This is a genomic window from Bacillus marasmi (assembly GCF_902168435.1).
GTDB classification, from domain to species: domain Bacteria; phylum Bacillota; class Bacilli; order Bacillales; family Cytobacillaceae; genus Bacillus_BU; species Bacillus_BU marasmi.
Map to the genome: position 1 here is coordinate 319368 of NZ_LR656166.1, position 24245 is coordinate 343612.

Genomic DNA, 24245 nt, shown 5'->3' on the forward strand with positions numbered 1-24245 from the left:
GTTTTAGCAATAAAATAATTAGCTTTTAGAAAAAAGAATTTTCGATAAATGTTAAGACCTGATTTATCGGGATAACCCACATACTCCCAGCATTTTTTTCTCCATTTGATAAGACTCCGAAACACTTATAAGGTATCAGCCCCTCTGTTATAGTGTAAGCAAAAGAACCGCTCATACCATTAAATACAGGGACATTAACAACATCACCATTTTCATCAATTCCTGTAATTGCTGCATCTAGTTCAATCATATCTATATCTTTATCATAGCCTTTAGCAAATGTACCGTAAGGGAAAGTGGTAATTCCAATTATTTTTTTATCATAATCAATAATAGACCGCTCTCCAGGGAAGCCATGTAGGAGGACGTTATTACAAACACTTTCAAGATAATTGACAGGTTCTGTCTCTAGTTTTTCATCTGTTACAAAATTTTTGGGGTGAAATCGAGCTACGTCAGTATTCGGTATTTCAAATGCAGCCAAATCAATATGTTTATCTTCAGCCTGATTTATTAAAACCGCTTTTGCTGTACCATCAGACACAATAGGTACAACAATTCTCTCTAGCCTCTCTTCATAGGGTATATCTTTAACTTCATGATAATTTGTTACAACAAAAAATTTCTCTCTAAACTTTAAAAACCCTCCAGAACCTAAAAAGAAATAACGGTAATCCCCATATTCAGGGGAATCGCCTAATATACGGCAAAGGTATGGACCTGAAATGTCTTTGAAGTGTTTAAACTCTTTTAAAATAAAATCATCATTTTTATCAGGTATCTCTTTCCAACTCATAATCTATAATACCTACCTTTTTTTATGTACTAGTATTAGCTACTCTTTCTTCTAGAAAAATCATTACACTTTGCGGTAAATATGTTCATTTAATATTTTCCACCATCGAAATGATTTTTTTATCCCTGGAACTCTTCCTTGTTTTAAGGAATTTGCATCCAGGGCTTTCTTTAATGATGGGTAATCAATTACCGACAAGCTTGCTAAATTAAAATTATCATCAAGCTTGATTGCAACTAAATAGTTCCAGTTTTCATTAAACTTAATGGGTGTCGTTGAACCAGCCTTGTTTTCTTTTGTGATTGTCTTTACTGAATATTTTTCGCTCCCAATACAAAAGTCATAATCTGCTTGATTGGTCGTACTTGTGGGAATAATTGATAAATCGGGAAACTGCTGTTTAAAATAAACAATTGCGTAATACTCTCCGATTCGTCCTACAATGTTATCATTGCTGGGAATTTTTTTTGAGTCTAGCCAGCTATGAATTCTTCTTCTTGTTTTGGCATATTCGTTTATAATTTCACACATTTCTTTTCTCCAGTAAACTTTTAAGGTTGCTCTAACTATGAATATTTCTTGTGTTCTTTATTTAATATTTCAACAAGACGTTGCCACCATTTTATATCCCAATATTTACTAGCTGCGCCTGAAGTAGAAGGAGCAACAAAAAGCCTAGTGTTATTAATTAATTCCTTTTGTAATCCATATGCAACTTTTTTTCTCCCTAGATAGACCTTGGCAGCTTCTTTGCCATTAAAGCAAACATATTTTGGTTGATTTATTTCAATTAATTCTTCAAACCTAGCTAAATCATATGCATCCTCATTTAACTCCCTGTCATTGCCGCTTTCCTCTTTAACTAAGTCGGTTAACCCCAAATTAAATTTTAACAAGTCCATGTATTGATTTGGTTTCAGTTGTAATGGGGTAAGACCTACTTGATGTATGGCACTCCAGAACTTGTTGTTTGGGGATGCATAGTAAAAACCGACTTGTGCAGATTTATTACCAGCAGCTGTTCCACAAAATACAATATCAAGGTTACTTTTTATTACATCCTTCAGTATATTACCCCCCCTTACCCATTTAATTATATAACATAATATGGTTTTACTATGGTAATATTTTACTAGATATCCTAATTCCAGACCGATTATTAACATAACGATACCATATCAAGAAGTGCGAAATTTTCGATTCGAATTAAGTTATAGCAATGGTACACTAGCCATTTTTACCTATTAAAAATGGGTTTAGGGTACATAAAGAACAAGAGGAACATTGGAAAAATAAATTAGGGAAGTAGAAAAATAAAGGAGTGTCAGATATGGAGCCATCTTTCTGCCAATTCATAGAGTCGTTCTTATCTCAACGAAGGCAATTGGGATTTACGTTAGATGAATTAGAAGAATACGTCCTAGGTCAAACCCAAAACATGAATACCTATATTGATAGAGGCGGTAGCGCTCAATTAAAAAAGGACATTCTTTTATTCGAAGAGGAATCCAAAATCACGCCTGTTAAATCCAAAATAAAAGAGATACATCGCGTATTATCGCTCCCAAATCATTGGAGAAAGAATAAAGAACTGACAGAAGAAACCTGGGCTAGGTCGTATGTTCTCACTAAAATGACCAAACTGGACCTAAAAAATTTCATCCAGAATCCAGAAAATCAAACGGCTCTCAACAAAGACCGAATAGATGCGATTTATTCTTTTTTGGAATCACCGAATCGGAAATTAGTGTCAGCAGAGGAACGGATGTATGAATTGTTTCAAAAAGAGAAATGGTTATTGCCGGAACCGAATGGGGAAAACGGACAAAGCTTTTTATCAAAAATAAAAATTAGTTTGGATGATTTGAAAGCTAAAAAATTCCCTGAACCCATCCCATACGAAACAAGAAATCGAATGCCGTTATCCGAGGTACAAACTGTTCTAATTACAGAAAATAATTCATTTTACCATTCGGTCAGAAGGACCCTCGAAGTACAAGAGGTCATAGCAGGTATTCCTGTGGATATGATAGTGTACGCCAGAGGAAAGCAAACTATTGCCAATTTAGAATATTTGTATGCACTGTTCGAGCAGCCAACCCAAAAACAATACTACTACGTTGGGGACCTTGACCCTGAAGGCTATAGTATTTTTGCTCAAGTAAGACGAAAATACGATGATTTGTCGATTAACATAGCCAAAAACATCTACCTGTGGATGTTACGAGAAGAACCGAACCCTCCAGCGGTGGATAAAGGTCAACGGAAGAATCGAGAGGATTTCCAATTGTTCCTCCACCAATTTAATGAAATAGAGAATGCAATGGAACGAGCCAAGCTTGAAACCATGTGGAAAGAGAACAAACGAATTCCGCAAGAAGTACTGAATTATGAGAAGCTAACAAGAAAGAAGTGAACAAAATGCTGAATCAAGATATATGGGATGGGTACGAGAGTCGAATGCGACTATTAAATCCATTCTTTTCGTTCGGAAAAGGGATACAACTTGGTCCACATTTAAATCCATACATTGAAAATATCCTTTTGGCGGTTTTACTTGAATTGTTCTACCGCGAAGTCCGAAACAATGACGCGAGAACGGAACGGGACATTGTGGAAATCGTTCAAGAGGTGCTAAAGGAAATGAAATTGGAAGCCTCAGAAAAAGACTCGGAGCGGCTCGTTACCGGATTGTTATATTCCAATCCGCAGACTCTAGAAGCCTTTCAAGGAAAATTCTATTCAGTCAAACATCGAACCTTTGAGGTTCACCAGTTTAAATATTTGATTCCGGACTTAGAAACGATGGGCGATAATGCTCCTTCCATCCATTATAAATTATCGGACGACGCCCAGTTCATACTGTTTTCGAGCCGAGAAATCACGTCCGAGCTATCCATTTCATTGGAGCAGCTATATATGATTCAGTTGTTGAAAAAAGGAAACATCGAAGGGGTTTTAAAACAAACGGATTTTTTATTACAACGTGTCCGCCAACTCATTGCAAAAGAAACTGCATATGGAAGAGAAATTCTTCGGGAGCCTAAGATAATCCTTCGAGAAGGATTTGATGATAGAAGTAAACGAGAGCAAGAAATACGGAAACAGTTTCAGGAGGAAGATGAGAACTTCCGACATATGCATATGTTATTGTTCCGAATTGAAGAGAAAAACGAAGGACTGTACGACGCCGAGGCAAAGATAAAAATGAATGAGATTCGAGACCGCCTCAATCAGACAACGATTAAGCATGCGGAATTCAATACGATGGTCACAAGAAATATTGCGCTCATCCTCGATATCCGAACAAATCGACCGGATTTATTGCTGCGAAAGTCATCCAAACGATACAAAGAAGATGTGTGGGAAAAGTTGATACGGGTGGAAGGGGTTCCGGATGAACACATCTTACAGGAAATCCTGAACCCTTTATTTTCTCCACAATCACCCGTCTTGTTTTCTCTGGATAGAGTTTGGGCAAAACAGCGGGTTCTAACAGAAAAAGTAGTGACTACTCAACCTGTGGAACAAGAAGTCTATGAAATTAAAACCTTTGAATATGTGTTGCGTTGGGAAAATATATTAGATAAATGGATACCGATACTCGAAGAATTATTGAAACACCGGACTTTTTCCCTTCATTCCCTTGAAAGCCTAGAAGGTTGGTCAAAGGATGCAGTAGAACTTTGGTCGCAATTTACAAAAGAGCGGTTCACGGTGCCCGTCAAGGTCTTTACGAATCAATCGTACAAAGATGAGCGTGAAGAATTCATTAGAAGAGCCATTCTTCGAAATCCCAAATACGCCGTGTTAGAGGGAAGTGTTTTTTATGTAGATAAACACTACAGTGAAACCATGCGTTACAACAATTTCGTTTTGATAACAGATGGGACGCTCCGATTGAAGTTAGCGCAGGAAGGAGAGTAAGGAATGGAACAAGAAACAACCTTTAAAGAAGGGCTGAGAATCTATTTTTCCTTGGTGAAAAATGGTTATATACAAACCAAAGAGGAGGAAGGGATACTTTATTTTTCGGATGCCAGAGTACGAGAGTTTGTCCGTATGTGTGCCACTCAGTCTGGCACTGAAATATTAGAAGCAGCAGAAAATATACATTTGGTTACAGCCGGAAGCGGGTCTCTTTTTGAAACCCCTTACCATCTCTTGAAAGAAAAAATAGGGTTTCAAAACCAAGACGAATTCCATCTTTTGTGTTTGATAGCTCTTGTCTATTTAGCCGAAGTCGACGGGAATTTAGTTATTCGAAGCAGTGCGGAGCGGGATGGCGTCTCTTATACGAAACTCGCCAAAGAAGTAGATAGAGTCTTAGAAGACTGGCAAGAGAAGATGAAAGAAAATCCAAAGTGGGAAGAACAATGGGGCATCAACATCAAAACAGCAGCAGAATTGTACCTGAATAAGAATTTGCGAGACGAAAAAGTCAGTCGATTGGTTCCCTCGTTTCGGACCAAATGGGGCATTATACATAAAATCATGACCTTTTTAAAAGAGCAAAAACTGGTCCGTTTTTTTGAGTCCAGCGACAATCTTTTGGTATATCCAACTGATATTTTGTATGAACGACTGGAATTTGCCTACCGAGAGGATACCCGGTATGAGAATATCAAAAAAATGATACTCTCTGCGAAAGGAGCACTATAAGAAATGGCAGCCATAGCAGAAATCCGAGTGGTCAATTTGCATTACGCCAAACAAAATAACTATTATGATGATTTAACTTTCCACTTTTTAACGGAAGCCGGCATTCCAAGTAATGGAGCCATTACGTTCCCAAACGGAAATGGGAAGGGTGCATTGTTACAAGCGATAAACCAAATCTTTCTGCCAGAGACCGAATGGGGGAATAACAATGAAAATACCCCGTTGCATTACTTTATGAAAGGGAACAAGTTTGCCCCTTATACATTTTACATTATGATTGAATGGTGGATTTCTTATACTCGCCGCCTTATGACAGGGATTGTTATGACCGCAGAGGAAGTCACAGACCCTAAACCAGAGTATCGAATCAAGTATCGATTATTCGGGAAAAAGTACGTCAAAAACGAATACACTATTCAACGAGTGCCGGTATGGGATAAGGAAAACAACACGGCAGTGGACTTTTCTGTATTTGAAAACCATGTTAAAGAACAAAAGGGGATGTTTTCTTATGCACCGAGTGGAAAAGGGAAATTCTTTAAAGAGTGTCGGACGCATGGAGTCTTTGAAAGCGATTGGGCAGAACTAAAGAAAATCAACCGCTATGAAGCAGGAATTGGTCCTTATTTTGAACAGAAAAAAGCCACAAAAAATGAAACGTTTTTCCGTAATATGTTAATTCCTTCGATAGTGGACCGAAATGAAATCATCAACGGGATTGATATCCAATCTCAACTTAGCCAACAATTTAAAGATAGTGCATCGATTGCCAATAATTTACCGCATTTGTTAGCTAGAGAGAAGTACCATCGTGAGATATTAGAAATGGTCTCACACTTTGATGCTCCCATCAAAAACTATGAATTTGCCGAAAAGCAAATAATTGAGCATAAACGAACCGGAGAAAATATTTTAGGGAATATAGACGAGAAACTCCAAGAGTTGGAAAATCAAAAGGAGAGACTTAATAACCAGACTTCGGAACTGGAAAATCAACGGGATGAAAACGAATGGGAAAAAGATAATTTAAAATATGTGAAATCACTACGAGATTTACGAGAGAAGCAAGAAGAACAGGAACAAGCGGATTTAGACCAGAAAGATGCTGCTTTTGATAAAGAAACTGCTGATAATAAGCAACGAGGAGCAGAAAGGAAACTACTGGTTAAAAAGTATCAAGTAGAAGAGAAAAAATATCAAGCTATTGAGGCTGACATTAAGCGTTTAGAACAATCAGAGGAAATGATAGAAATTTCAACAAAGGAACGAGCCATCAAGCAGACCATAGAAGAACAATGGGCTGAAAACAAAGAGGCCTTGCTACAGGTTCAAGCGCAGTATCAAGCATTTACCCAACAAAAGAAAAAGGAAGCTACTAATCTTGTCAAGGAAAGCCAAGAATTAGCTACGGCGATAGGCAGGTTAGATGTTCAACTCTCAACTGTGACAAATCGTACCAAAGAGTTTGAAACTCTACTCGGAAAAGCAAAGGAGAAATTCGGTTATTCGGTTCATGTCAAACCAGAACATGCAAAAGCGTCACTCCTAAAAGAAATAGAAGCTAATCAGTTCTTGCAAAGGGAAGCTGAAATTGAAGAGCCTTCATTACTAGCCAAGCAAGATAAACTTGCTGAAGAAGTTTGGACACTAAATAACGAGAAAAACTCGATTAAGAAACAGCAAAGAGAAGTAAAAGAACGACTACCTCAGCAACAAAGGCAGCAGTTTGAGTGGATGAATCAAGTTTCAAGGCTCTTAAAATTGACTCCAGATGAGTGTCTAGCCACGTATGATTGGCTCCAATCTGTTCTTCCTGCCCTCCAAGATTTGCGAGAAAAAAGAGAGAAACGAGTTAGAGAATTGACGGTGGAGGTTTTAAAGTTGGAGCAACAACTCCAAATATCAAATGAGGACCGCTTTCTTTTCAATGCCGATATTCAACGAATTAGTGAAAAACTGGCTCACTACAATGTTTACCACCAGACCGGTTCCGAATTTCTTATGGAGTTAAAGGAAGAGGAGAGAGAACGATATAATCGACAGTTCTCTAGTCTTAAATACAGCATCATTGTTCAAACCCAAAACTTAGAAGAATTAAGACGAAAACTCCAGTTCCACGATGAACTATTGCAAAGTCCGGTGAATCTTGTAGAAGCGAGACAACTGGACCAGTTATCCGATAGCACCTTTCTATTTTGGAACCAGGCAGATGAGTTTGTTGAACAACCGGAAAAATGGAAGGGATTCCTACAAGCCTCTCAAGACGAAAAGGTAAAATTAGAAGAGGAAATTCAAAAAGTCACTCAAGAAATAGATGAAATTCAAGTTCTTATTCAAGATGTGCAACGCTTTCCACAAACAGATAGTGCAGATTTTCTTAAACAGGAACTTATCCGGTTGAATAATAGATTCGAGCAATTAGAAAATGAGCTCACCACAATGGGGTCGAAACAAACCGAACTCAAAAAGAAAATTGAAGATAACAAAATAAAACAAAAAAACGCAGGACTGATATTAAAAGAAAAGGAAAAGGACTGGCGAGAACTAGAAATTTTTATTGGGCGTCTTCATCAACATCAAGAGGATGTAACCCTTGAGTCCACTCTTTCAACGGAGCTATCACAAAAACAGTCAAAGCTAGAAGCACTCACCCAACAAGCAACCGATAGAGATGAAGAGTTAAAGGAGTGGCAAACGTATTATGCCGACTGGAAAGCGCGTATGCTCCAAAAAGTGGACCGTATTGCCAAAATTATTCCAAATGTGGAGTTCCCAAAAGAATTAAGGGTAGAGGCAGGAATGGATGAAATCTCTACACCTAGCCTGCCGGATACCTTGTTTGACAGTATTATGGAGACTGTGGTTCAGCATGATGAGTTAACTCATACATTAGAACAAAAATCTTCTAAAATCGCTGAGTTAAAAGGAATGAATAAGGTCAATATCGGTCTCGTGCAAGATGCTAAAGAAGAGTTATTGAAATGCGACCCAGAGGGATTGTCGCTTTCGGAGCCGGTTGAACCGCTTGACTTCTTAAAACAACAGAAAGAAAGAGCAATCACAAATGCCCAGCACGCAGCAAAGAGGCTGCAAAGTGCAGAAAAAACGCTCGAATCGCTGACAGCGGTGGTAGGAAGAATTGAAGAGCAAGTAAATGGGCTGATAGAAGATATCCGGCAAAACCACAAATGTTCTGTAGATGACTGGGAGAATGTTGATTTAGAAGTAAAGGGAAAAGAAATTGCCGAAGAATCGAGACGGATTCATGATGAATTGAGTGCCCAAGACAAAGCATTGAAAGAACTTCAAACCATGCAGAACACATTAGAAAAGGCACGACCGACGATTGCCGTTCATATTGGAGCTCCTCCTTCGTTGATGTTTTCCATCAAGGAAAATATCCATGGGTTAGTTGAAACCATCAACCAAGTGGTGGAAGATTGGAGCGGAGAATTTGAAAAAAGAAAAAGAAGACGAACAGAAGCGTTTAATGCATTAAATCGAATCAAGAGAAAGAGCCTGGAAGACATCAAAGTATCCAACTGGGACGAAAAAACCAAACAAAATCTTCTTGAACAATATAACGCTATGGACGTAGCCAATCTCCCTTCCACCGTGGAAATGATAGAAGGAATTCGGGCATTGTCCAAGTATGAACTAGAAGTGATGGAAGAAGATAAGAAAAAAGGCGTTGAGGCTAGAGAACGATGGGTGAGGTATGCTGCTCAGTTTTCTTCTAATATCGCCAAAGCCATTATAGAAATGGCAGAGTCCATGGAACTCAAAAATCGTGGCGGATTTACCTTTCCGCTTGTGAAAATCAGAAACAAACGCAAACTATCTACCAAAGCAGATGATTTTCAGGTTGCATTGGAGCGCTACTTCGATGAATCTATTAAAAAGGTGAATCAAATGAACATACCAGTGGATTCAATGACCATTCGGGAAATCAATCAAATTATTAACATCGCCGATATTGTGTACACCGCATTGGGGAATCAATATCCGTTATTTGATATTTATTATCTCGATAAAGACAATGTTTTTATGTACGACTCTCCAAGAACTGAATATTACGTGGATTGGGAAGTGCTAAATGAAGGGTCACTGACCAATCCGGCAGGAAGCGGTGGACAGAAGGTCGCAGGTAGGACGATTATGTTCTTGATGATGATGTCTCATAAACGGAAAGTTGCTGATAAAGACTGGCAGTTCTTTTATATGGACAACCCGTTTGCTAATGCTATTTCTGCTAGTGTGATAGACCCGATTTTCGCTATTACCGAAGCGTTGAATTATCAATTAATTGTTGTGGCTCCGCCTGAATTAATGAAAGCCGAGATTTCAATGAAGTTTCCATCTTTACATGATTTGTCATTCGAAAAAGAACCAACAGGGAAAAGTAGAGTCTTAGTTACGAGAAGACAATATTTATCGCCTAGCGGGTTTATGACAGAAGCATTTGAGGATGAAGTAATTGGCTTTTCAGCGGTAAAAAACACGGATGTGGAGCAAGGTGAATTTATCTTAGATTAAAAATAAATCAATTTTCAGTGTGAATAACACCATCATTTTGTGTAAGAACCAGTATAATGCTAAGGGGTTCCGTTCCCTATCATAAAACGTTAATTTACATATGAAAATGTGAAGTGAAAAATAAACAAAAAACACCGGTAATTTGCGGTGTTTTTTGTTTATTTTTCATAATAAAGAAGCCTAGTCCGAAATTAAATGAACTAAGCTATTCTCTGTATATATTTTTCCTAGCTGGATTTGATTATGAATCTTTGTATCTTCCAAAGTTCGACACTTTTTGAATATTATTAATGGTTTTGTAAGAAATACCCAGTATAATAAAAGCAGATAACAAGAAAGCAGGGGCGGTAGTCATGTATCTATTTCAACTAAATATATCTAATTTTAGAAAGTACGGAATTAAACCAAGTGTAGATGGGACAGTTATTCCAGGACTATGTTTAAATCTTAATCCCAAACTAAATCTTATTGTTGGTGAAAACGATGGCGGAAAAACAGCTATCATTGATGCGGTAAAGATGGTCCTTAGTACGCAAAGCAACGATTTTATTAAGCCAGAAGTAGAAGACTTTTATCTTGAGCCTGGAAAGGAAGAAAAATTCAGGTGCAGTGAATTTAGAATTGAATGCATCTTTAAGGGATTAAGTGATGCAGAAGCAAAAAACTTTTTGGAGTGGTTGAGCTTTGAAGAAACTGCTGGAGAAACCACATTTTATCTAAAGTTAACTTTTGCTGCAAAAAGGGAAGGTAAAAATATTTATTACGATATCAAAGCTGGTTCTCATGAAGAAGGCTCACAAATGGACGGAAAAGCGCGGGAACTATTGAGAACAACTTATCTTAAGCCACTAAGAGATTCAGAGAGAGAGTTAGGCTCCAGGAGAAACTCACGACTATCACAGATTCTGTACAATCATGATGCATTTAGTAATGAAGAAAATCATCAATTAATTAAGATTATCCAAGATGCCAACAATTCAATTAGTAACTACTTCAAAGGGTTAGATGGGCATGGTAATGAGATTGCCGATGTAGAAGGGAAAAAGTTACTAGAAGAACTAAACAGCTATTTAAATAAATTTTCAAGGGAAGGTAATCTTCTTAAGACAAACTTTAATATTGCTGATACGAAATTAAAATCAATACTAGAGAAACTGAGTCTTCTGCTCCAAAATAATAAAGCTGGTTTAGGCTCTCAAAATTTACTATTTATTGCAACGGAACTACTCTTGTTAAAAAGAGAGAATTTTAGTGGGTTAAAACTAGCTTTAATTGAGGAGATAGAAGCACATTTACATCCTCAATCCCAGTCGTTATTAATAGAATATTTAGAGTCTGTTTGCAATGAATCATCCATTCAAATGATACTCACCACACACAGTCCAAATCTTGCTTCAAAAGTGAATGTGGAAAATCTAATTATTTGTAAAAGCTCTGGTGTCTTTAACATGGGGTCTAAGTATACTAAATTAAGGGTTGGGGACTACTTATTTCTTCAAAGATTTTTAGATGTAACAAAATCTAACTTATTTTTTGCAAATGGAATTATTATTGTGGAAGGAGATGCTGAAAACATACTCATTCCAACCCTTTCTCAAATACTTGGAATCTCACTTTCAAAGTATGGGATTTCTGTAATCAATGTAGGTAGCACTGCGTTTTTGAGATACTCAAATATCTTCTTAAGAGAAAACGATGCAGAAAATATGGGTATCCCTGTAGCCTGTGTGACTGATTTGGATGTTAAACCTTCCATAAGTGCCTCAACTTATAAAATAGGAGACAGAGATAATGTTACCTATGAAGAGGCAAAAAATTACCACAAACAGAGAAAAGAAGAACTATATACAAAGGATGAAATAAAGTGCTTTGTCTCGGACGCATGGACACTAGAATATTGTATTGCAGCAGGTGAATTTCAACATGAATTTTTTATAGCAATTAAGTTTGCAGAATACATCGAGAATAGTGAGAAATATGGACTTACCGAGGAGAAAAAGGCAGCGGGTATAGAGTTTGTGGAAGGCGAATTATCAAAATGGAAACAGGAACAACGAACCGATGAAGCAATTGCCTACGCTATCTATAATGACTATATGCTCGACAAAAAAATCTCAAAAGCAATTGTAGCTCAATGCTTTGCCGAAATTCTTTCTAGTCTTGACCCAACTGAAACTAAAGAAAGAATTAAAAAGGATGAGAACTTTTCTTACCTCGTAAATGCAATTAAGTTTGCTGCGAAATTAGGTGAAGAAGTATGATTTCGATTTCAACAGAGGATATCATGAAGGCAGAATCCCTCTTTTTACCCAATGGAGATACGTTTAGTGAAGAAAAACGGAGCATACTATGTTGCTTAGAGTCTAAAGATATTGTGGCATGCCCAGGAAGTGGTAAAACAACTACTCTATTAGCGAAGTTGTCTATAATTGGAGACCATTTGCATGAATTGAATAATAAAGGTATCTGTGTACTAACGCATACAAACATCGCTATTGATGAAATAAGGGAAAGATTGAATGCCGATAGTAAGAAGTTGTTTGATTATCCAAACTACTTTGGCACAATACAATCCTTTATAAATCAGTATTTAGCTCTTCCCTTCTTTAGAAATCAATACAATAAAAACGTGGTATCTGTTGATGACGAAAAATATTTTGAAGAAGTTAAAAAGCGATATTATACATTGGAATATGGAGTAAGATATGGGCTAATAAAAACATTTAAAACTCAGGAAAATGTATTTAAGTATTTAAATGATATTCATTTCCATCCGGGGAATGATACATTAGTTAACGGAATGGGAAAACCTTTATATAAGTCAGAAGGAAAAATATCAATTGCTTTAATGGAACTGAAAAAGGGAATTATTGAAGATGGAATATTAAGTTATCATGACGCTTATTATTTGGCGCTCAAATATATGGACAAATGTGAAAGCCAGCTAAGAAGTTTTTTTTCTGAACGATTTGCTATTGTTTTTATTGATGAAATGCAGGATACTTCGCCATTACAGCTTAACATTCTCAATCGAGTGTTTGATAAAGAGAAAGTAATAATGCAAAGGTTTGGGGACCCGAATCAGGCAATCTATGGAGATTCTGAAGGAATGGCTTGGGATATTGGACAAGACCCCTTAAAAATTACGAATAGTAACAGAAATTCTCCTGTAATTAGTAAGTTGATTGCTCCCTTTGAACTTTTGGAGTCTGGAATGAATGGAAATGACCAACTAGCAGTTATATCTCCTAAGATTATTGTATATGATACAGAAAATATTAATGAGGTTTTGCCGCGATTTGCTAATTTAATAATCTCAAATCGGGTACACAACATAGGAAACAATAAATTTAAAGCTGTGGGAAGAATCGGTAAAGATAAGGGTGATGAGAGAATAAAAATCCCAAGCTATTTTCAAGAATACATTCAAAAAAGGAGCGCTGTAGGACCAAAGTTTGTTTCGGATTATTTAAACAAACGTTTTATTGACCCGCATAGTGATTCTGATGTAAAAACATATCGAAATGCTATTTTAGCAGCATTGTTACGCATGGTTTCTATCCTAGGCATTAGAACTGACAGAGGAACATACTATTCAAAAAAATCCTTTTTAACCAAAGTTAAAGAACATGACCCAATGTTATATGATACTATTCAAGGTGAATTAATGAAGTGGTGTTTAAAGGTAAGAAAAGAGGAAGTTGTAAGAGAGGAATTCATCGAGTTTAGTAAGGAAATAATTACACTTTTGTTTGGTAATCAACCCTTTGAAAAATTGAAATCTTTTTTTGAAGGTACCCAATTCGAAGTAGAGGCAAGTCAATTGTCATTAAATATATTCTCATATACTTGTGATGAGGGGATAACTATTAATATTGATATTGATACAATTGCTGGTGTAAAAGGTGAAACACATACCGCAACCCTCTATTTAGAAACGTTTCATTATAATTATGATGTGGGTAGCCTAATTAATTCATTTAAAGGCTACAAAAAAGAAAAAAGGGGGAAGAGGGAGCAAGCTGCCTTAAAAAATGCTTATGTTGCCATGTCCAGACCATCACATCTACTTTGTGTTGCAGCTCAAAGGTCATCTATAGAAGGGCATGAAGAAGAATTGAAAGAAGCAGGTTGGGAAATCGTCGAGGTAATACCGCCGATAATTAAGGTAAGCATAAGCTCATAACTGTAAGAAAGCAATCAAATTTCAACTTGGATGTCTTTACCATTGGAATGATGGTTTTAGCTGTAATATCGAGTAGTTTAGTTTCCATTCTTAATTGGAACCGGTTAATATTGTGACTATCCTTTTAATAAATTTATTAGCTTAGATATAAAAAATGAAGAAAACGTAAAGTGAATAGGGTTTGAGGAATCTAGTGAGGTGAGCTAAATGAATAAAATCGAAAAGGAAAATTTAGGAATATGGTTTTTGCCATCAAGTCCCACTGAGAGACTTTCAGGAACATTGATTATTGATGATGATAATGGTTGTAAGTTAAAGATGGCTCATAACTTTGGGGGATTTTCTGGCATAGGAATTGATAATTTACCTGTAATTCATGGCATATTGTCAAATGGAAAAAAAGTAACACTAATAGACTCAACTAAAACAAATCAACAATGGGCATTCCCAGGCTTTCCTGTGACAATTTTATCTTGTAGATTAGCTGTTATAGGTGGATTTTATCAAGATGAAAAAGATATAATAATTTCCGAAATGAAAGCTACGTATGAACACTTAAATTTCTGGTTGAATAAAAATCCATTTGAGATAATAAGTCGTCAAAATGAAATCTATATGAATTATAAGATGCCCGAAGTTATTAAAAGTGAAATTGGCAATTTAGGTATAGAGTTTACTTATAGGGTGAGTGCCACAGGGGACCAATATAGTAAATTTGAATTGACCCAAACAGAATTTGTAAGATTTCTTTTTAAAGAGAACACACATTATAGGGCAGCAATTGATGAAGTATATGATTTTTCTAGTTTTTTAACTCTTTGTATTGGTAAGAAGGTAGGTAATAAAAATTTTTATGCTAAAGATATAGATGGTAATGATATTATTCTCTTATTTAAATTACAAATGGAAAATTCCCAAAAAATAAGAGAGCATGATATTTTTATTAAATTCTCTTACATCGAAGAAACATTTGAAACATGCCTACAGGCATGGAATGCAAAAAAAGCGCTACTAGAGCCAATTATTATTTACTTTGTTGAAGCACATGAAAGAGGATTTCATGTTCCTTTATCTTTTCTTAAAGTGGTACAAGCTATAGAAGCCTTTTCAAGAAGGATGAGAAACAATAAGATTTGGACTGAAGAAGAGTTTAAAGAAAAAGTTGATAGGATTGTAGCGCAATTGCAGGATGATGAAGATAAAAAGCTTATCTCTGGAATTCTTTCAAATGAACCAAGATTAAGACAAAGGTTAACAGACTTATTTGCAGAAGTTAATGATATTTTTGAAATTTCTTCTAAAAAGAGAAAATCATATACAAATAAAATAGTGGATACTCGCAATTATTTTACCCATTTCGATGAAGCACTAAAACCTAACGTTCTTGATGTGGATATGATGTACTATTTAACTGGGTATTTAAAGCTTGTATTACGGGTGCTACTATTGAGAGAATTAGGGATGGATAATGACCTTATTAAATGTCGTATGATTGATAGTCAAGAATTATTAAATATAAAAGAGGGATTAGGACTCATCCCACCGATAGAATTGATGAAAATAGAGATTAAAGATGTTACCGAGGATGATTCAAAAGAGAATTCTACAGACTCTACAATAACTGAATCATAACTAATTAGCTATGTTAAAATATAATGTTAATACTTTAGATAAAAAGAAGACCATTAAATGTGAAAAAAAGGACCAATTCGGTCCTTTTTCCACATTTACCAGCAGTTATATCCAACTCTATTGCGTGTGCAAGATTAATTATGTTAGTTCTTTTGTCGAATACCATTGAGCAATAAGATACTACTGTTCTTTAATAAATATTTTGTATTTTCCATTACTAATAGCGAAACCTTCATCAATTAATATCGGCACAACATAAGATGCTATTGCTGTCTTTGTAATATTCGCCATCAGCCATTCACCTAAGCTATTTTTCGGAGGATTAGTTCTAGAAGCACCAATTGCCAAGGTCTGACCGTTAAACTTTTCGAGAAGTGAAGAATATTGACTGTCGGTAACTTTAATCTTCCAGCCTTCTCCAAAATAGATGATGGTGCCATTTTTTACGGAACCATCGTACTTAAATGGCTTTTGTTTTACTAAGGTACGTAGTTCTTTCATTGGTATTCACCCCTTCAATCGACCTCTTTATTTATTACGGGTCGAAATGAAATTTTGCAGAACTGTTCTTAATTCACCAAATGATTTACAATCATGCTTCACAAACAAATCCCAGACAACATCTGAATTTTTGTAACCAATCACGGGCATGAACGTGGTCCATAATTCCATTTGTTGTGATTGGGTTAAGCCGATTCGTTTTTTTAGAAGCAATTTAAGGCTATCATAAGAAGATACTCTCATTGTTTCTAGGTTACTGTTTAATTTTTGCTCAGATATTTGCTTTAGGATTTTTCGGCGCTGCTCCTCTTGTTCCAACCTTTGCTGCATTAATTTTTGCCTTTTTTCTTCCTCTTGCTGCTGCCGTTTTTTTTCAATTCTTTGTTGCTCATAAAAATCGAATTGTAGCTGCTTGAATTTTTGAATAAATTCATTTTGGTACTGAGCTTCTAGTGTGGGGTTCCTCAAAAGGAATTCATTTTTTATTAGAACCGCATCAGAAAATGGAATTTCATATCCGTCCCCTAGAAGGAATGCCCGGTAAGGCTTTACAAGATGGTCTTTTAAGAACCGTTGGACTTTGACTACAATTCGGTCCTCGTTAGAATAAATGTAATACATGCTTAGAACATCAATTGCAATGTTTTCCGTGGATACAGGATAATTAAAATATTTAAAAAACATTGTGTCCTTCATAAGGGAAGCAAGTAAAGAATCCCATTCTCTATCTTGATTTGTTTTTGCCGCAATTGTCAATTCAGCATCCCACAACACTATGGAATTTTTTTCTCTTTCAATTGCTTGTTCCTTCTTTTCTACAAACCAAATAGGTTCTATACCTTGTTCCAGAAAGTATTGATGCCTTTTGCTGATTGTATTTGAAAGTTTATTATCAACTAACGAATTTACGTTGGTAATCACTGAAAGTGCAAATTCCCTATCGGCAACCTTTACCCAAATATCCGGAAATTCTTTCAAGTCGGGTTTTGCCCTGAAGCCATAGTCGACTTTAATCATTGTATTATTCTTAGCCTGATTCGAGATTTCATCATGAAGAATGGCTTGAATAGTATTATGAACACTTGTTTCCCTTTCAATCTGGCGTCTATACCTTTTCTCTGCCTGGTCAATTTTCCTAGATTCTTCACAAGCTTCAGAATGCTGATGTGAAAAATATATTCCTTTTGTGTCGCCGTATTTTACTATTAGTTTTGCTTTACAATGGGGGCATTGGAAAATGTCTTTATCTGCTAACTTCTTAAAATTATTCACTTCTTCTTTGGTTGCAGAATATGGAAGTTTGTATAATTCGTTATCAATTACATGAAGAGCCTCTCTCAAAAATCTTCACCTCAGTTTCCCTTTTTTTCAAGAATCATATATTACTAGAAGGAAGTCAATATGCAACTATATGAAAATATTATGGATACTGGTGAAGAGATTCCTTATAACATTATTAAGACAAGGGGATAGACTGTGAGGTTCCAAATTCAATTATTTCGGAGTAGGGATATTTTTGGAAAAGGTATATTTTGAATCTTCATGAAATTTATACAAGTAATAGTCTATTCACGGTACGCATCATAAATAGCCATATATCATTGATTTTTTAATCAGATATACGGCTATTTTATATTCCACATTGAGCCTGGATCATTTTTGACCAAGGCAAATATTGTTTTAATATTTCTGGATTTCTGTGAATATCAAGATTCGGAAGATCCGTCAATAACTTCACAAGGTATTGATAAAAATCTACGCCGTTCGCTTTGGCTGTTTCTGCGATACTCAAACAAATTGCGTTGGCTTTTGTACCAGCTTCACTAACAGAGTGGAGCTAGTTTTTGCGGTTATGTTCTTGAAAACATAACCGCAATGTTTGGCTTAGCCTGGTAAATCCCCTGACAAACAGTGGTTAAAACATGGCAAAGGTGGTAAAATCCCTTGGCTGTAATCACTCATATCTAGTTCCTTTTTACATTGAATGATTGCAAAGGTCGCTTTAGGATTCTTTTCGAAAACAATAAAGTACTGGTAAATTCGTTAAAGAAGAAGATTTTATGGTTATTTGAAAATTTGATAAATGAAACTGATTACTCCCCACAAGAAATATTGTGAGGAGTAGTTTAATGTTTGAGATTAGGATTATTCAGTGGTGAGTATTGCAGATAGATTGAGCCAGTGGTGCGGAGCTTTAAGCCGTGGTTTGCGGATGAAAGAGCCAGTATTTGTGTGAAAGGGAGCCACTGTTAATAATGCATAAAATAATTTTACAGCCATTTGAACAGAGACCTGTTCAAATGGCTGCTTATCGTATTATTTAAATCTTTTATTCTCTAACTCCTTGTCAATAATCTCAATTGCCCAACGAACAAGTTCATCAAGATTCAAATCCTCATCTCTGGCGCATATGCAGGAGGATAATAGCTTACTTTCAACTTGGTTCATCACTTCATTAGGTAAATATCTATGAAAAAAATACTTAGCTATGCGATTCTCAACTTCTATTGGAATCATTTAATTCCCGCCAATCCATGACGTTCTCTCATAGAGACATCCCCATCAACTAGAATCTTATATGAATCTTGAACGATACGGTCGAGGATCGCATCAGCCACCTGTGCTTGTCCTAACTTAGAATGCCAACCTTCTGGGGAAAATTGAGAACAGAAAATAGTAGATGCTCTTTTAAACCTTGCCTCAATAATTTCCAACACATGAAGTACATTTTCCTCAGAAAGATCTGTTAATAACCACTCATCTAGAATTAATAAATCAATCTTTCTATATTTTTGAATTAATTTCCGGAAGCTACCATCAGCTTCATATTTTGCTACAGCTAATTCATCAAGTAATTCAGGTAATCTAATATATTTTACTTTGTAAAATTGCCGACACGCATGAACCCCAAAGGCATTTGAAATCCACGTCTTTCCGTTGCCTGATGCACCCATTAGAATAATGTTATGATGATTTTGAATGTAATTTCCTGAGGCTAACTCTAGTATTAGGTTTTTATCTAAATTGCGGTCAGGATGATATTCTATATCTTCAATTGCTGCCATTGGTTCGTTAAATGTGGCCATTTTAATTAATCGCTCAAGCTTATTGGATTTGCGACGATCATACTCATAATCTACCATTAGGTTGAATCGATCATCAAAGTCCATTTTACGGTATTCTTTATTCTGATTTTGTTGCTGGTACATTTCTGCCATCGCACCCATTTTCATTTCTGTTAATTTTCGTAAAGTTTCTTGGTTCATCATTTTTGGTCCCTCCCAAAGTATTTAGCACCACGAACGAATCCATAGTCATTAGCGTTGGCTGGATGACTATTAGTATCTGTTTTTCGTTTTTGGTTTCGCTTCTTACTTCTCTCCAGTACGCCTTTTAAAACAGAAACAGAGGGGTTTGTAGATATTTCAAGTAAAGTTTCAGATGCCTTTTCTAATTCATACTTTGTATATCTATCAGATAAATTCCTTAATGTGCTAAGGATATTTAAAGCTTTTTTCTCCACGTTCGTTTCCAAGATATTAGAAACAAATTGTGTCATAGATGGCCCAATGGTTTCAGCCCACTTAAGATTACTCGCAGGATTATGATCCAGATATAATCTGTGATTATCAGGCATATGATCTATGTTCGTAGAAAATTGGCCAATTTCACCGTGTAATCGTTTATGGGATGCAATTCGAGCTTCTTTGAAGTAAACTTCTATTAAATCCGTGGTTAGTCGTACGTCGACATCCTCACGGACATAATCATACGGAACGGAATAATACATTCGTTCAATTTGGATGTGGTAGTTCAATTGAACTCTTGCTGTTTTCCATTCCGTAAACTTGTACCGTGTTTGAGGAAGCTGCAGAAGGTGGGATTTCTCTTCTTCCTCAAACACTTTTTTACGCGAACCTGGGCGCTTTTGAAAAATTATAGTATTAATTTCCTCTAGCTTCTCAAGTATTTTCTGGTTCAAATCTTCGATATGAAAACTCTGATAGTTCCTTAAAGCAGCTATAATCTGCCGAGAAATATATCCAACAGTCCCTTCGACGCTTGCTTTATCTTTAGGTCTCCGAACACGGCTCGGGACAATCACTGTTCGATAATAATCTGCTAATTCACGATAGGCTTCATTGAGTATAGGCTCACCACGAAGTGCTTTCGTAACTCCTGTTTTCAAATTATCTGGAACCATCGTTTCAGGAACACCTTCAAAATACTCAAATGCATGGATATGAGCAATAAGCCAATTGGCTGATTTCATATCTAAAAATGCCTCCACATAACTGAATTGACTGTAAGGCAATGTTGCAATAAAAACATACGCTGGAATCTTTTCTCCGGTTAAACGATCGTAAATATGAAGTGTTGAGCCAGCCCAATCCACCTCCATGATCTCACCTGGTTTTCTCCGAATAGGCATCGTTAACTTATATTTCTTCGCATATTTCCCATACTTTTCACAAAAAGTTCGGTATGCATAGGGAATCTTGCCACCTTCACGTGCTTCTGTTTCATACTCATGATGCAATAGAGTCAAGGTGACATTCTTTTTCTGCAGTTCCTTATGCACTTCTTCCCAGTCCACCGGATAATAACCTTTTTCAACAGCTTGTTTCTCAGGAAAAAGATATACTTCTAGCCATCGATTGGTCATTGTATCGTTCAAATTATCTATACCAAGTTTCCTGGCACGATGAACGACTTCGGATACTGTATTTCTTGAGTGCCCAGTACTAGAACTAATTGTTCTTTGACTGACCCCTTCAAAATACAGTTCCAGAATCTTACGACAATTAACCATAAAAAAAACCTCCTGTATATTGGTGTCATGCTTATGCATGCAACTCAATTATACAAAAGGCTATTTTATTCGGCGGTTTACTATGTCGCAGAAGATGGCTCAGTTCTCCGCACTGAATGGCTCTAAACTTAGCATAAGTGGCTCTAATTAATCGCAATAATCAAGTGGTTTCAATGATTTTTGCGATGTAAGTGTTATTTAACCAAAAACACTGTTTCGTAATGACTTGCCCATTTGGTAGAACTACTTTATCAGACCCATCTTTTCCTTTTGGACGGATATGTGTTACGCCATTAAATCCAATTTTAGGCAAGTTATTGGTTTCAATCATTTTATTTCCATGTTTCTTGTATTCAATTTTTATCCCTTGTATAATAACATTATTTACCTGTTCCCAAAGTTGTTTAATTTCATTCTCGATGGTGGTTACAGGCATATTCCATAGTTTTATTCCTTTAAGATATAATTGACGAAGTGGATTTTCTTTCTTTGTTTCTTTATATTCAAATACAACGAGTAGAAATTTTGTTTCCAAAAAGCGCTGACGTATGTAGCTATCTTCCCATGATTCGCTTACCCATTGATGAAAATCTATATTTTCAAACGACATATGCTGCTCGGGTTTTCCGTTTGGCTCTAATCTAATAGTTTTAAATTGAATATTAGCTTTTGCAAATTCATCAATATCATCTAATCTCGTTCCTTTTATACCAAGTAAAGAGCTTACTATTAATGGAATAAAACTTTTGGATTTGGGGTTATAGGTTATATCGAATATTTTTGCAATTTCTTTATCAGTTTTACCGGTAAATGGTGTGAATCTTTCTTTAAGTAGTTCTTGGAGGGATTTCTGTTTTAACTCATCCACTTTGGTAAAACTAATAAGTTCTTCATTATTAATGTGTTTTCTCACCAATGCAGTCATATAAGATTGTTTAAGAGAAAATGCTCTTTGCATGGCTAAAGTATCCGAAAAGGGTTGTTTTCTTAACGAACCCTTATTTGCCCCTTTAGGACATGCACCAAGGTAGTTAGTATCACTTTCTGATAGAAGATGTGCATTTCCGGATTTAATTTTTGAAACGATTATTTCCCAATCATTCTTGATGATTTCTAAATCAGCTTCAGGATAAGTAAAAAGAATACTTTTGAAAATACGATAATCCTCACGATTTTTTTCTGGAAGCCATTCATAAAACATAAGTAGTAGTTTTGCATTCTTTCTCCAAAAACTTGATGATTTAAATGATTCATTTACTTCTTCAAAATAATTAATAATATTTAAAACTAATCTTTCCTTAGCTGAAATTGTGCCGTTTTTGTTATGCTTAAAAGGGGTTACTTTCAGTTCAATTCCTAAGTTATCAAAGTCTGGTCTTGCTTCTGAATTAACTGTGTATCCAAAAAAACTTTCTTCAATTACTTGTCCAAGACTTCCTTTGGATTTTTTATTATTTAGCCTATTCGTCTCATCTATTTCCCCGAATGTTTTTCCTTCGGCCTCATGTGCTTTTCTAAGTAAGTGATCCGTTGTTAAATATTCCATTGTTACCTCCCGTATGTTCATTTGATAATAATCGCCAATCCAATTAATTAGTGAATAAATTCCAAAAAATATAGAACGATCGTTCTTTTTGTGATACATTTATTTATTATGAAGTATTATCTTTGATTAATTATGTTTAGCAATTCTTAATTTTCACTAGTTTTTGTAAATCACTGAAAAAATGTTGATATTGTGATAAGATTATTTTTTATATTAAATGGTATTAGTATTAAGGTTGATCTTTTATTCAATTTTTATTATAATACTTCTTAGGTATATTCAATACCGAAAGGATGTTCGTGCATGTTGAATGTAATAGAGTTATTTGCAGGGGTAGGAGGATTCAGAATCGGACTCGAAAAAACAAAGGGATTTGACGTTGTATGGGGGAACCAGTGGGAGCCTTCTAAAAAGACACAAGATGCCTTTAATTGTTACTCGAGAAATTTTGAAGGTCGAGGTATTCATTCGAATGAAGATATTGCGTCTGTTAACGAACAGACACTAAAGGACATAAATGTTGACCTCATAGTTGGAGGTTTTCCTTGTCAGGATTACTCTGTTGCTCGAAGTCTATCTGGTGAAAAGGGGATAGAAGGTAAAAAAGGTGTTCTCTTCTGGGAGATTGTTAGACTAACTGGGGAATTAAATCCTAAATATATTTTACTAGAAAACGTAGATAGGCTACTGAAGTCACCATCTAAGCAGAGGGGCAGAGATTTTTCGGTTATGTTAGCTGCTTTTAGGGATTTAGGTTATTCTGTTGAATGGCGTGTTATTAATGCAGCGGAATATGGTCAAGCCCAAAGGAGAAGGAGGGTATTCATATTTGCTGTCCGAAATGAAAATATGTTTTTGGAAAAAAGAAAGAATGTTGATGATTCTATAATGCTCCAAGCTGAAGGCTTTTTTGCAAAAGCATTTCCCGTCATTCAAGAAGAAGGCAAGAAGATTCACTACTTTGATTTTAATGATGATATTATTGATATTTCGGAAAAGTTTTCTAAAACTTATTATAATGCAGGTATTATGAGAGATGGGAAAGTTTATACAGAGGAGCTAATACCGACATTAGAAGAAAATCCTATTACATTAGGTGAAATTCTACAATTGGGTGTAGATGAAAAATATTATTTAGGTGAAAATGCGATTGCCAAATTTGAATACTTAAAAGGTCCTAAAAAAATCGAAAGAACTTCTGCAAATGGACATAAATATGTTTTCTCAGAGGGAGGAATGTCTTTTCCGGAACCATTAGATAAACCGGGTAGGACAATGTTAACAAGTGAAGGAACAGTAAATAGAAGTAGTCATGTTGTGGAAGATTTAGAAACTAAGAGGTTACGTATTTTAACACCTGTTGAGTGTGAGAGACTGAATGGATTTCCAGATAATTGGACAGAAGGAATGTCTGAAAGAATGAGATATTTCTGTATGGGAAATGCGCTAGTTGTTGGATTAATAGAGCGGATGGGAAATCGTATTTTAGAAATTGAGAACGAAGACAAAGAAGCTTTAGCAGAAGAACCTCAGCAATTAAGTATAGATAATTATATATTTTAGTTTGATGTGT

17 protein-coding genes and 1 pseudogene are annotated in these 24245 nt (G+C 35.8%); 8 read left to right on the forward strand and 10 right to left on the reverse strand.

Going from position 1 to position 24245, the window contains the following annotated elements; translation table 11 throughout:
• Window positions 1-25: 25 nt before the first annotated feature.
• The 3 genes from FXW34_RS05810 to FXW34_RS05820 form a co-directional block, all read right to left on the reverse strand.
• Complete coding sequence (locus FXW34_RS05810) at window positions 26-796, reverse strand: hypothetical protein (RefSeq protein ID WP_147533010.1); 771 nt, start codon at window positions 794-796, stop codon at window positions 26-28.
• 63 nt (window positions 797-859) lie between these two features.
• A complete protein-coding gene (locus FXW34_RS05815; protein WP_147533011.1) occupies window positions 860-1327 on the reverse strand; it encodes a hypothetical protein in 468 nt (155 codons plus the stop codon).
• 35 nt (window positions 1328-1362) lie between these two features.
• Window positions 1363-1962, reverse strand: a complete 600-nt coding sequence (locus FXW34_RS05820) for a mismatch-specific DNA-glycosylase (protein ID WP_147533012.1) — start codon at window positions 1960-1962, stop codon at window positions 1363-1365.
• Between the two features lie 164 nt (window positions 1963-2126).
• Between FXW34_RS05820 and FXW34_RS05825 the strand changes: the two genes are divergently transcribed.
• From FXW34_RS05825 to FXW34_RS05855, 7 genes are all read left to right on the forward strand, one after another.
• On the forward strand, window positions 2127-3212 hold the full coding sequence (locus FXW34_RS05825) for a Wadjet anti-phage system protein JetD domain-containing protein (RefSeq protein WP_147533013.1): 1086 nt from the start codon (window positions 2127-2129) through the stop codon (window positions 3210-3212).
• Window positions 3213-3217: 5 nt separating this feature from the next.
• Window positions 3218-4723: a hypothetical protein gene (locus FXW34_RS05830; RefSeq protein ID WP_147533014.1), complete on the forward strand. Its 1506-nt coding sequence runs from the start codon at window positions 3218-3220 to the stop codon at window positions 4721-4723.
• A gap of 3 nt (window positions 4724-4726) precedes the next feature.
• Window positions 4727-5458 carry a DUF6063 family protein gene (locus FXW34_RS05835; protein WP_147533015.1) on the forward strand — a complete coding sequence of 244 codons (732 nt, stop codon included), beginning with the start codon at window positions 4727-4729 and terminating at the stop codon, window positions 5456-5458.
• A 3-nt stretch (window positions 5459-5461) separates the two neighbouring features.
• A complete protein-coding gene (locus FXW34_RS05840) occupies window positions 5462-9994 on the forward strand; it encodes a coiled-coil domain-containing protein (protein WP_147533016.1) in 4533 nt (1510 codons plus the stop codon).
• A gap of 353 nt (window positions 9995-10347) precedes the next feature.
• Window positions 10348-12255: an ATP-dependent nuclease gene (locus FXW34_RS05845; RefSeq protein ID WP_147533017.1), complete on the forward strand. Its 1908-nt coding sequence runs from the start codon at window positions 10348-10350 to the stop codon at window positions 12253-12255.
• A complete protein-coding gene (locus tag FXW34_RS05850; protein ID WP_147533018.1) occupies window positions 12252-14180 on the forward strand; it encodes a UvrD-helicase domain-containing protein in 1929 nt (642 codons plus the stop codon). Before FXW34_RS05845 ends, FXW34_RS05850 begins: the two co-directional genes overlap by 4 nt.
• Window positions 14181-14387: 207 nt before the next feature.
• Window positions 14388-15812, forward strand: coding sequence for an ApeA N-terminal domain 1-containing protein (locus FXW34_RS05855; RefSeq protein ID WP_147533019.1), 1425 nt, complete (start codon window positions 14388-14390; stop codon window positions 15810-15812).
• A gap of 180 nt (window positions 15813-15992) precedes the next feature.
• On the opposite strand, the gene FXW34_RS05860 is transcribed toward FXW34_RS05855, so the two are convergent.
• From FXW34_RS05860 to FXW34_RS05890, 7 genes and pseudogenes are all read right to left on the reverse strand, one after another.
• Entirely contained in the window at window positions 15993-16313 is a 321-nt protein-coding gene (locus FXW34_RS05860) for a hypothetical protein (RefSeq protein WP_147533020.1), read from the reverse strand.
• A 27-nt stretch (window positions 16314-16340) separates the two neighbouring features.
• Complete coding sequence (locus FXW34_RS05865) at window positions 16341-17654, reverse strand: competence protein CoiA family protein (RefSeq protein WP_147533021.1); 1314 nt, start codon at window positions 17652-17654, stop codon at window positions 16341-16343.
• Window positions 17655-17943: 289 nt separating this feature from the next.
• Window positions 17944-18150: pseudogene (locus tag FXW34_RS23295) on the reverse strand (transposase domain-containing protein); the annotation flags it as partial.
• A 479-nt stretch (window positions 18151-18629) separates the two neighbouring features.
• Window positions 18630-18830: a hypothetical protein gene (locus FXW34_RS05875; protein ID WP_147533022.1), complete on the reverse strand. Its 201-nt coding sequence runs from the start codon at window positions 18828-18830 to the stop codon at window positions 18630-18632.
• Window positions 18827-19582 (reverse strand): ATP-binding protein, encoded by a 756-nt coding sequence (locus FXW34_RS05880; RefSeq protein ID WP_147533023.1) that lies wholly within the window; start codon window positions 19580-19582, stop codon window positions 18827-18829. The genes FXW34_RS05875 and FXW34_RS05880 overlap by 4 nt, the downstream gene beginning before the upstream one ends.
• A complete protein-coding gene (gene istA, locus FXW34_RS05885) occupies window positions 19579-21126 on the reverse strand; it encodes an IS21 family transposase (protein ID WP_147533024.1) in 1548 nt (515 codons plus the stop codon). The genes FXW34_RS05880 and istA overlap by 4 nt, the downstream gene beginning before the upstream one ends.
• A gap of 160 nt (window positions 21127-21286) precedes the next feature.
• Window positions 21287-22672, reverse strand: a complete 1386-nt coding sequence (locus FXW34_RS05890) for a Sau3AI family type II restriction endonuclease (RefSeq protein WP_147533025.1) — start codon at window positions 22670-22672, stop codon at window positions 21287-21289.
• A gap of 303 nt (window positions 22673-22975) precedes the next feature.
• Here FXW34_RS05890 and dcm point away from each other — a divergent pair, with 303 nt between their 5' ends.
• Complete coding sequence (gene dcm, locus FXW34_RS05895; RefSeq protein WP_147533026.1) at window positions 22976-24235, forward strand: DNA (cytosine-5-)-methyltransferase; 1260 nt, start codon at window positions 22976-22978, stop codon at window positions 24233-24235.
• Window positions 24236-24245: the final 10 nt, after the last annotated feature.

Excerpts from the sequence above, each read along its gene's own strand:
- FXW34_RS05810 (WP_147533010.1), bottom strand. The coding sequence starts at position 796 with ATGAGTTGGAAAGAGATACCTGATAAAAATGATGATTTTATTTTAAAA.
- FXW34_RS05815 (WP_147533011.1), bottom strand. The coding sequence starts at position 1,327 with ATGTGTGAAATTATAAACGAATATGCCAAAACAAGAAGAAGAATTCAT.
- FXW34_RS05820 (WP_147533012.1), bottom strand. The coding sequence starts at position 1,962 with ATGTTAATAATCGGTCTGGAATTAGGATATCTAGTAAAATATTACCAT.
- FXW34_RS05825 (WP_147533013.1), top strand. The coding sequence starts at position 2,127 with ATGGAGCCATCTTTCTGCCAATTCATAGAGTCGTTCTTATCTCAACGA.
- FXW34_RS05830 (WP_147533014.1), top strand. The coding sequence starts at position 3,218 with ATGCTGAATCAAGATATATGGGATGGGTACGAGAGTCGAATGCGACTA.
- FXW34_RS05835 (WP_147533015.1), top strand. The coding sequence starts at position 4,727 with ATGGAACAAGAAACAACCTTTAAAGAAGGGCTGAGAATCTATTTTTCC.
- FXW34_RS05840 (WP_147533016.1), top strand. The coding sequence starts at position 5,462 with ATGGCAGCCATAGCAGAAATCCGAGTGGTCAATTTGCATTACGCCAAA.
- FXW34_RS05845 (WP_147533017.1), top strand. The coding sequence starts at position 10,348 with ATGTATCTATTTCAACTAAATATATCTAATTTTAGAAAGTACGGAATT.
- FXW34_RS05850 (WP_147533018.1), top strand. The coding sequence starts at position 12,252 with ATGATTTCGATTTCAACAGAGGATATCATGAAGGCAGAATCCCTCTTT.
- FXW34_RS05855 (WP_147533019.1), top strand. The coding sequence starts at position 14,388 with ATGAATAAAATCGAAAAGGAAAATTTAGGAATATGGTTTTTGCCATCA.
- FXW34_RS05860 (WP_147533020.1), bottom strand. The coding sequence starts at position 16,313 with ATGAAAGAACTACGTACCTTAGTAAAACAAAAGCCATTTAAGTACGAT.
- FXW34_RS05875 (WP_147533022.1), bottom strand. The coding sequence starts at position 18,830 with ATGATTCCAATAGAAGTTGAGAATCGCATAGCTAAGTATTTTTTTCAT.
- FXW34_RS05880 (WP_147533023.1), bottom strand. The coding sequence starts at position 19,582 with ATGATGAACCAAGAAACTTTACGAAAATTAACAGAAATGAAAATGGGT.
- istA (WP_147533024.1), bottom strand. The coding sequence starts at position 21,126 with ATGGTTAATTGTCGTAAGATTCTGGAACTGTATTTTGAAGGGGTCAGT.
- FXW34_RS05890 (WP_147533025.1), bottom strand. The coding sequence starts at position 22,672 with ATGGAATATTTAACAACGGATCACTTACTTAGAAAAGCACATGAGGCC.
- dcm (WP_147533026.1), top strand. The coding sequence starts at position 22,976 with ATGTTGAATGTAATAGAGTTATTTGCAGGGGTAGGAGGATTCAGAATC.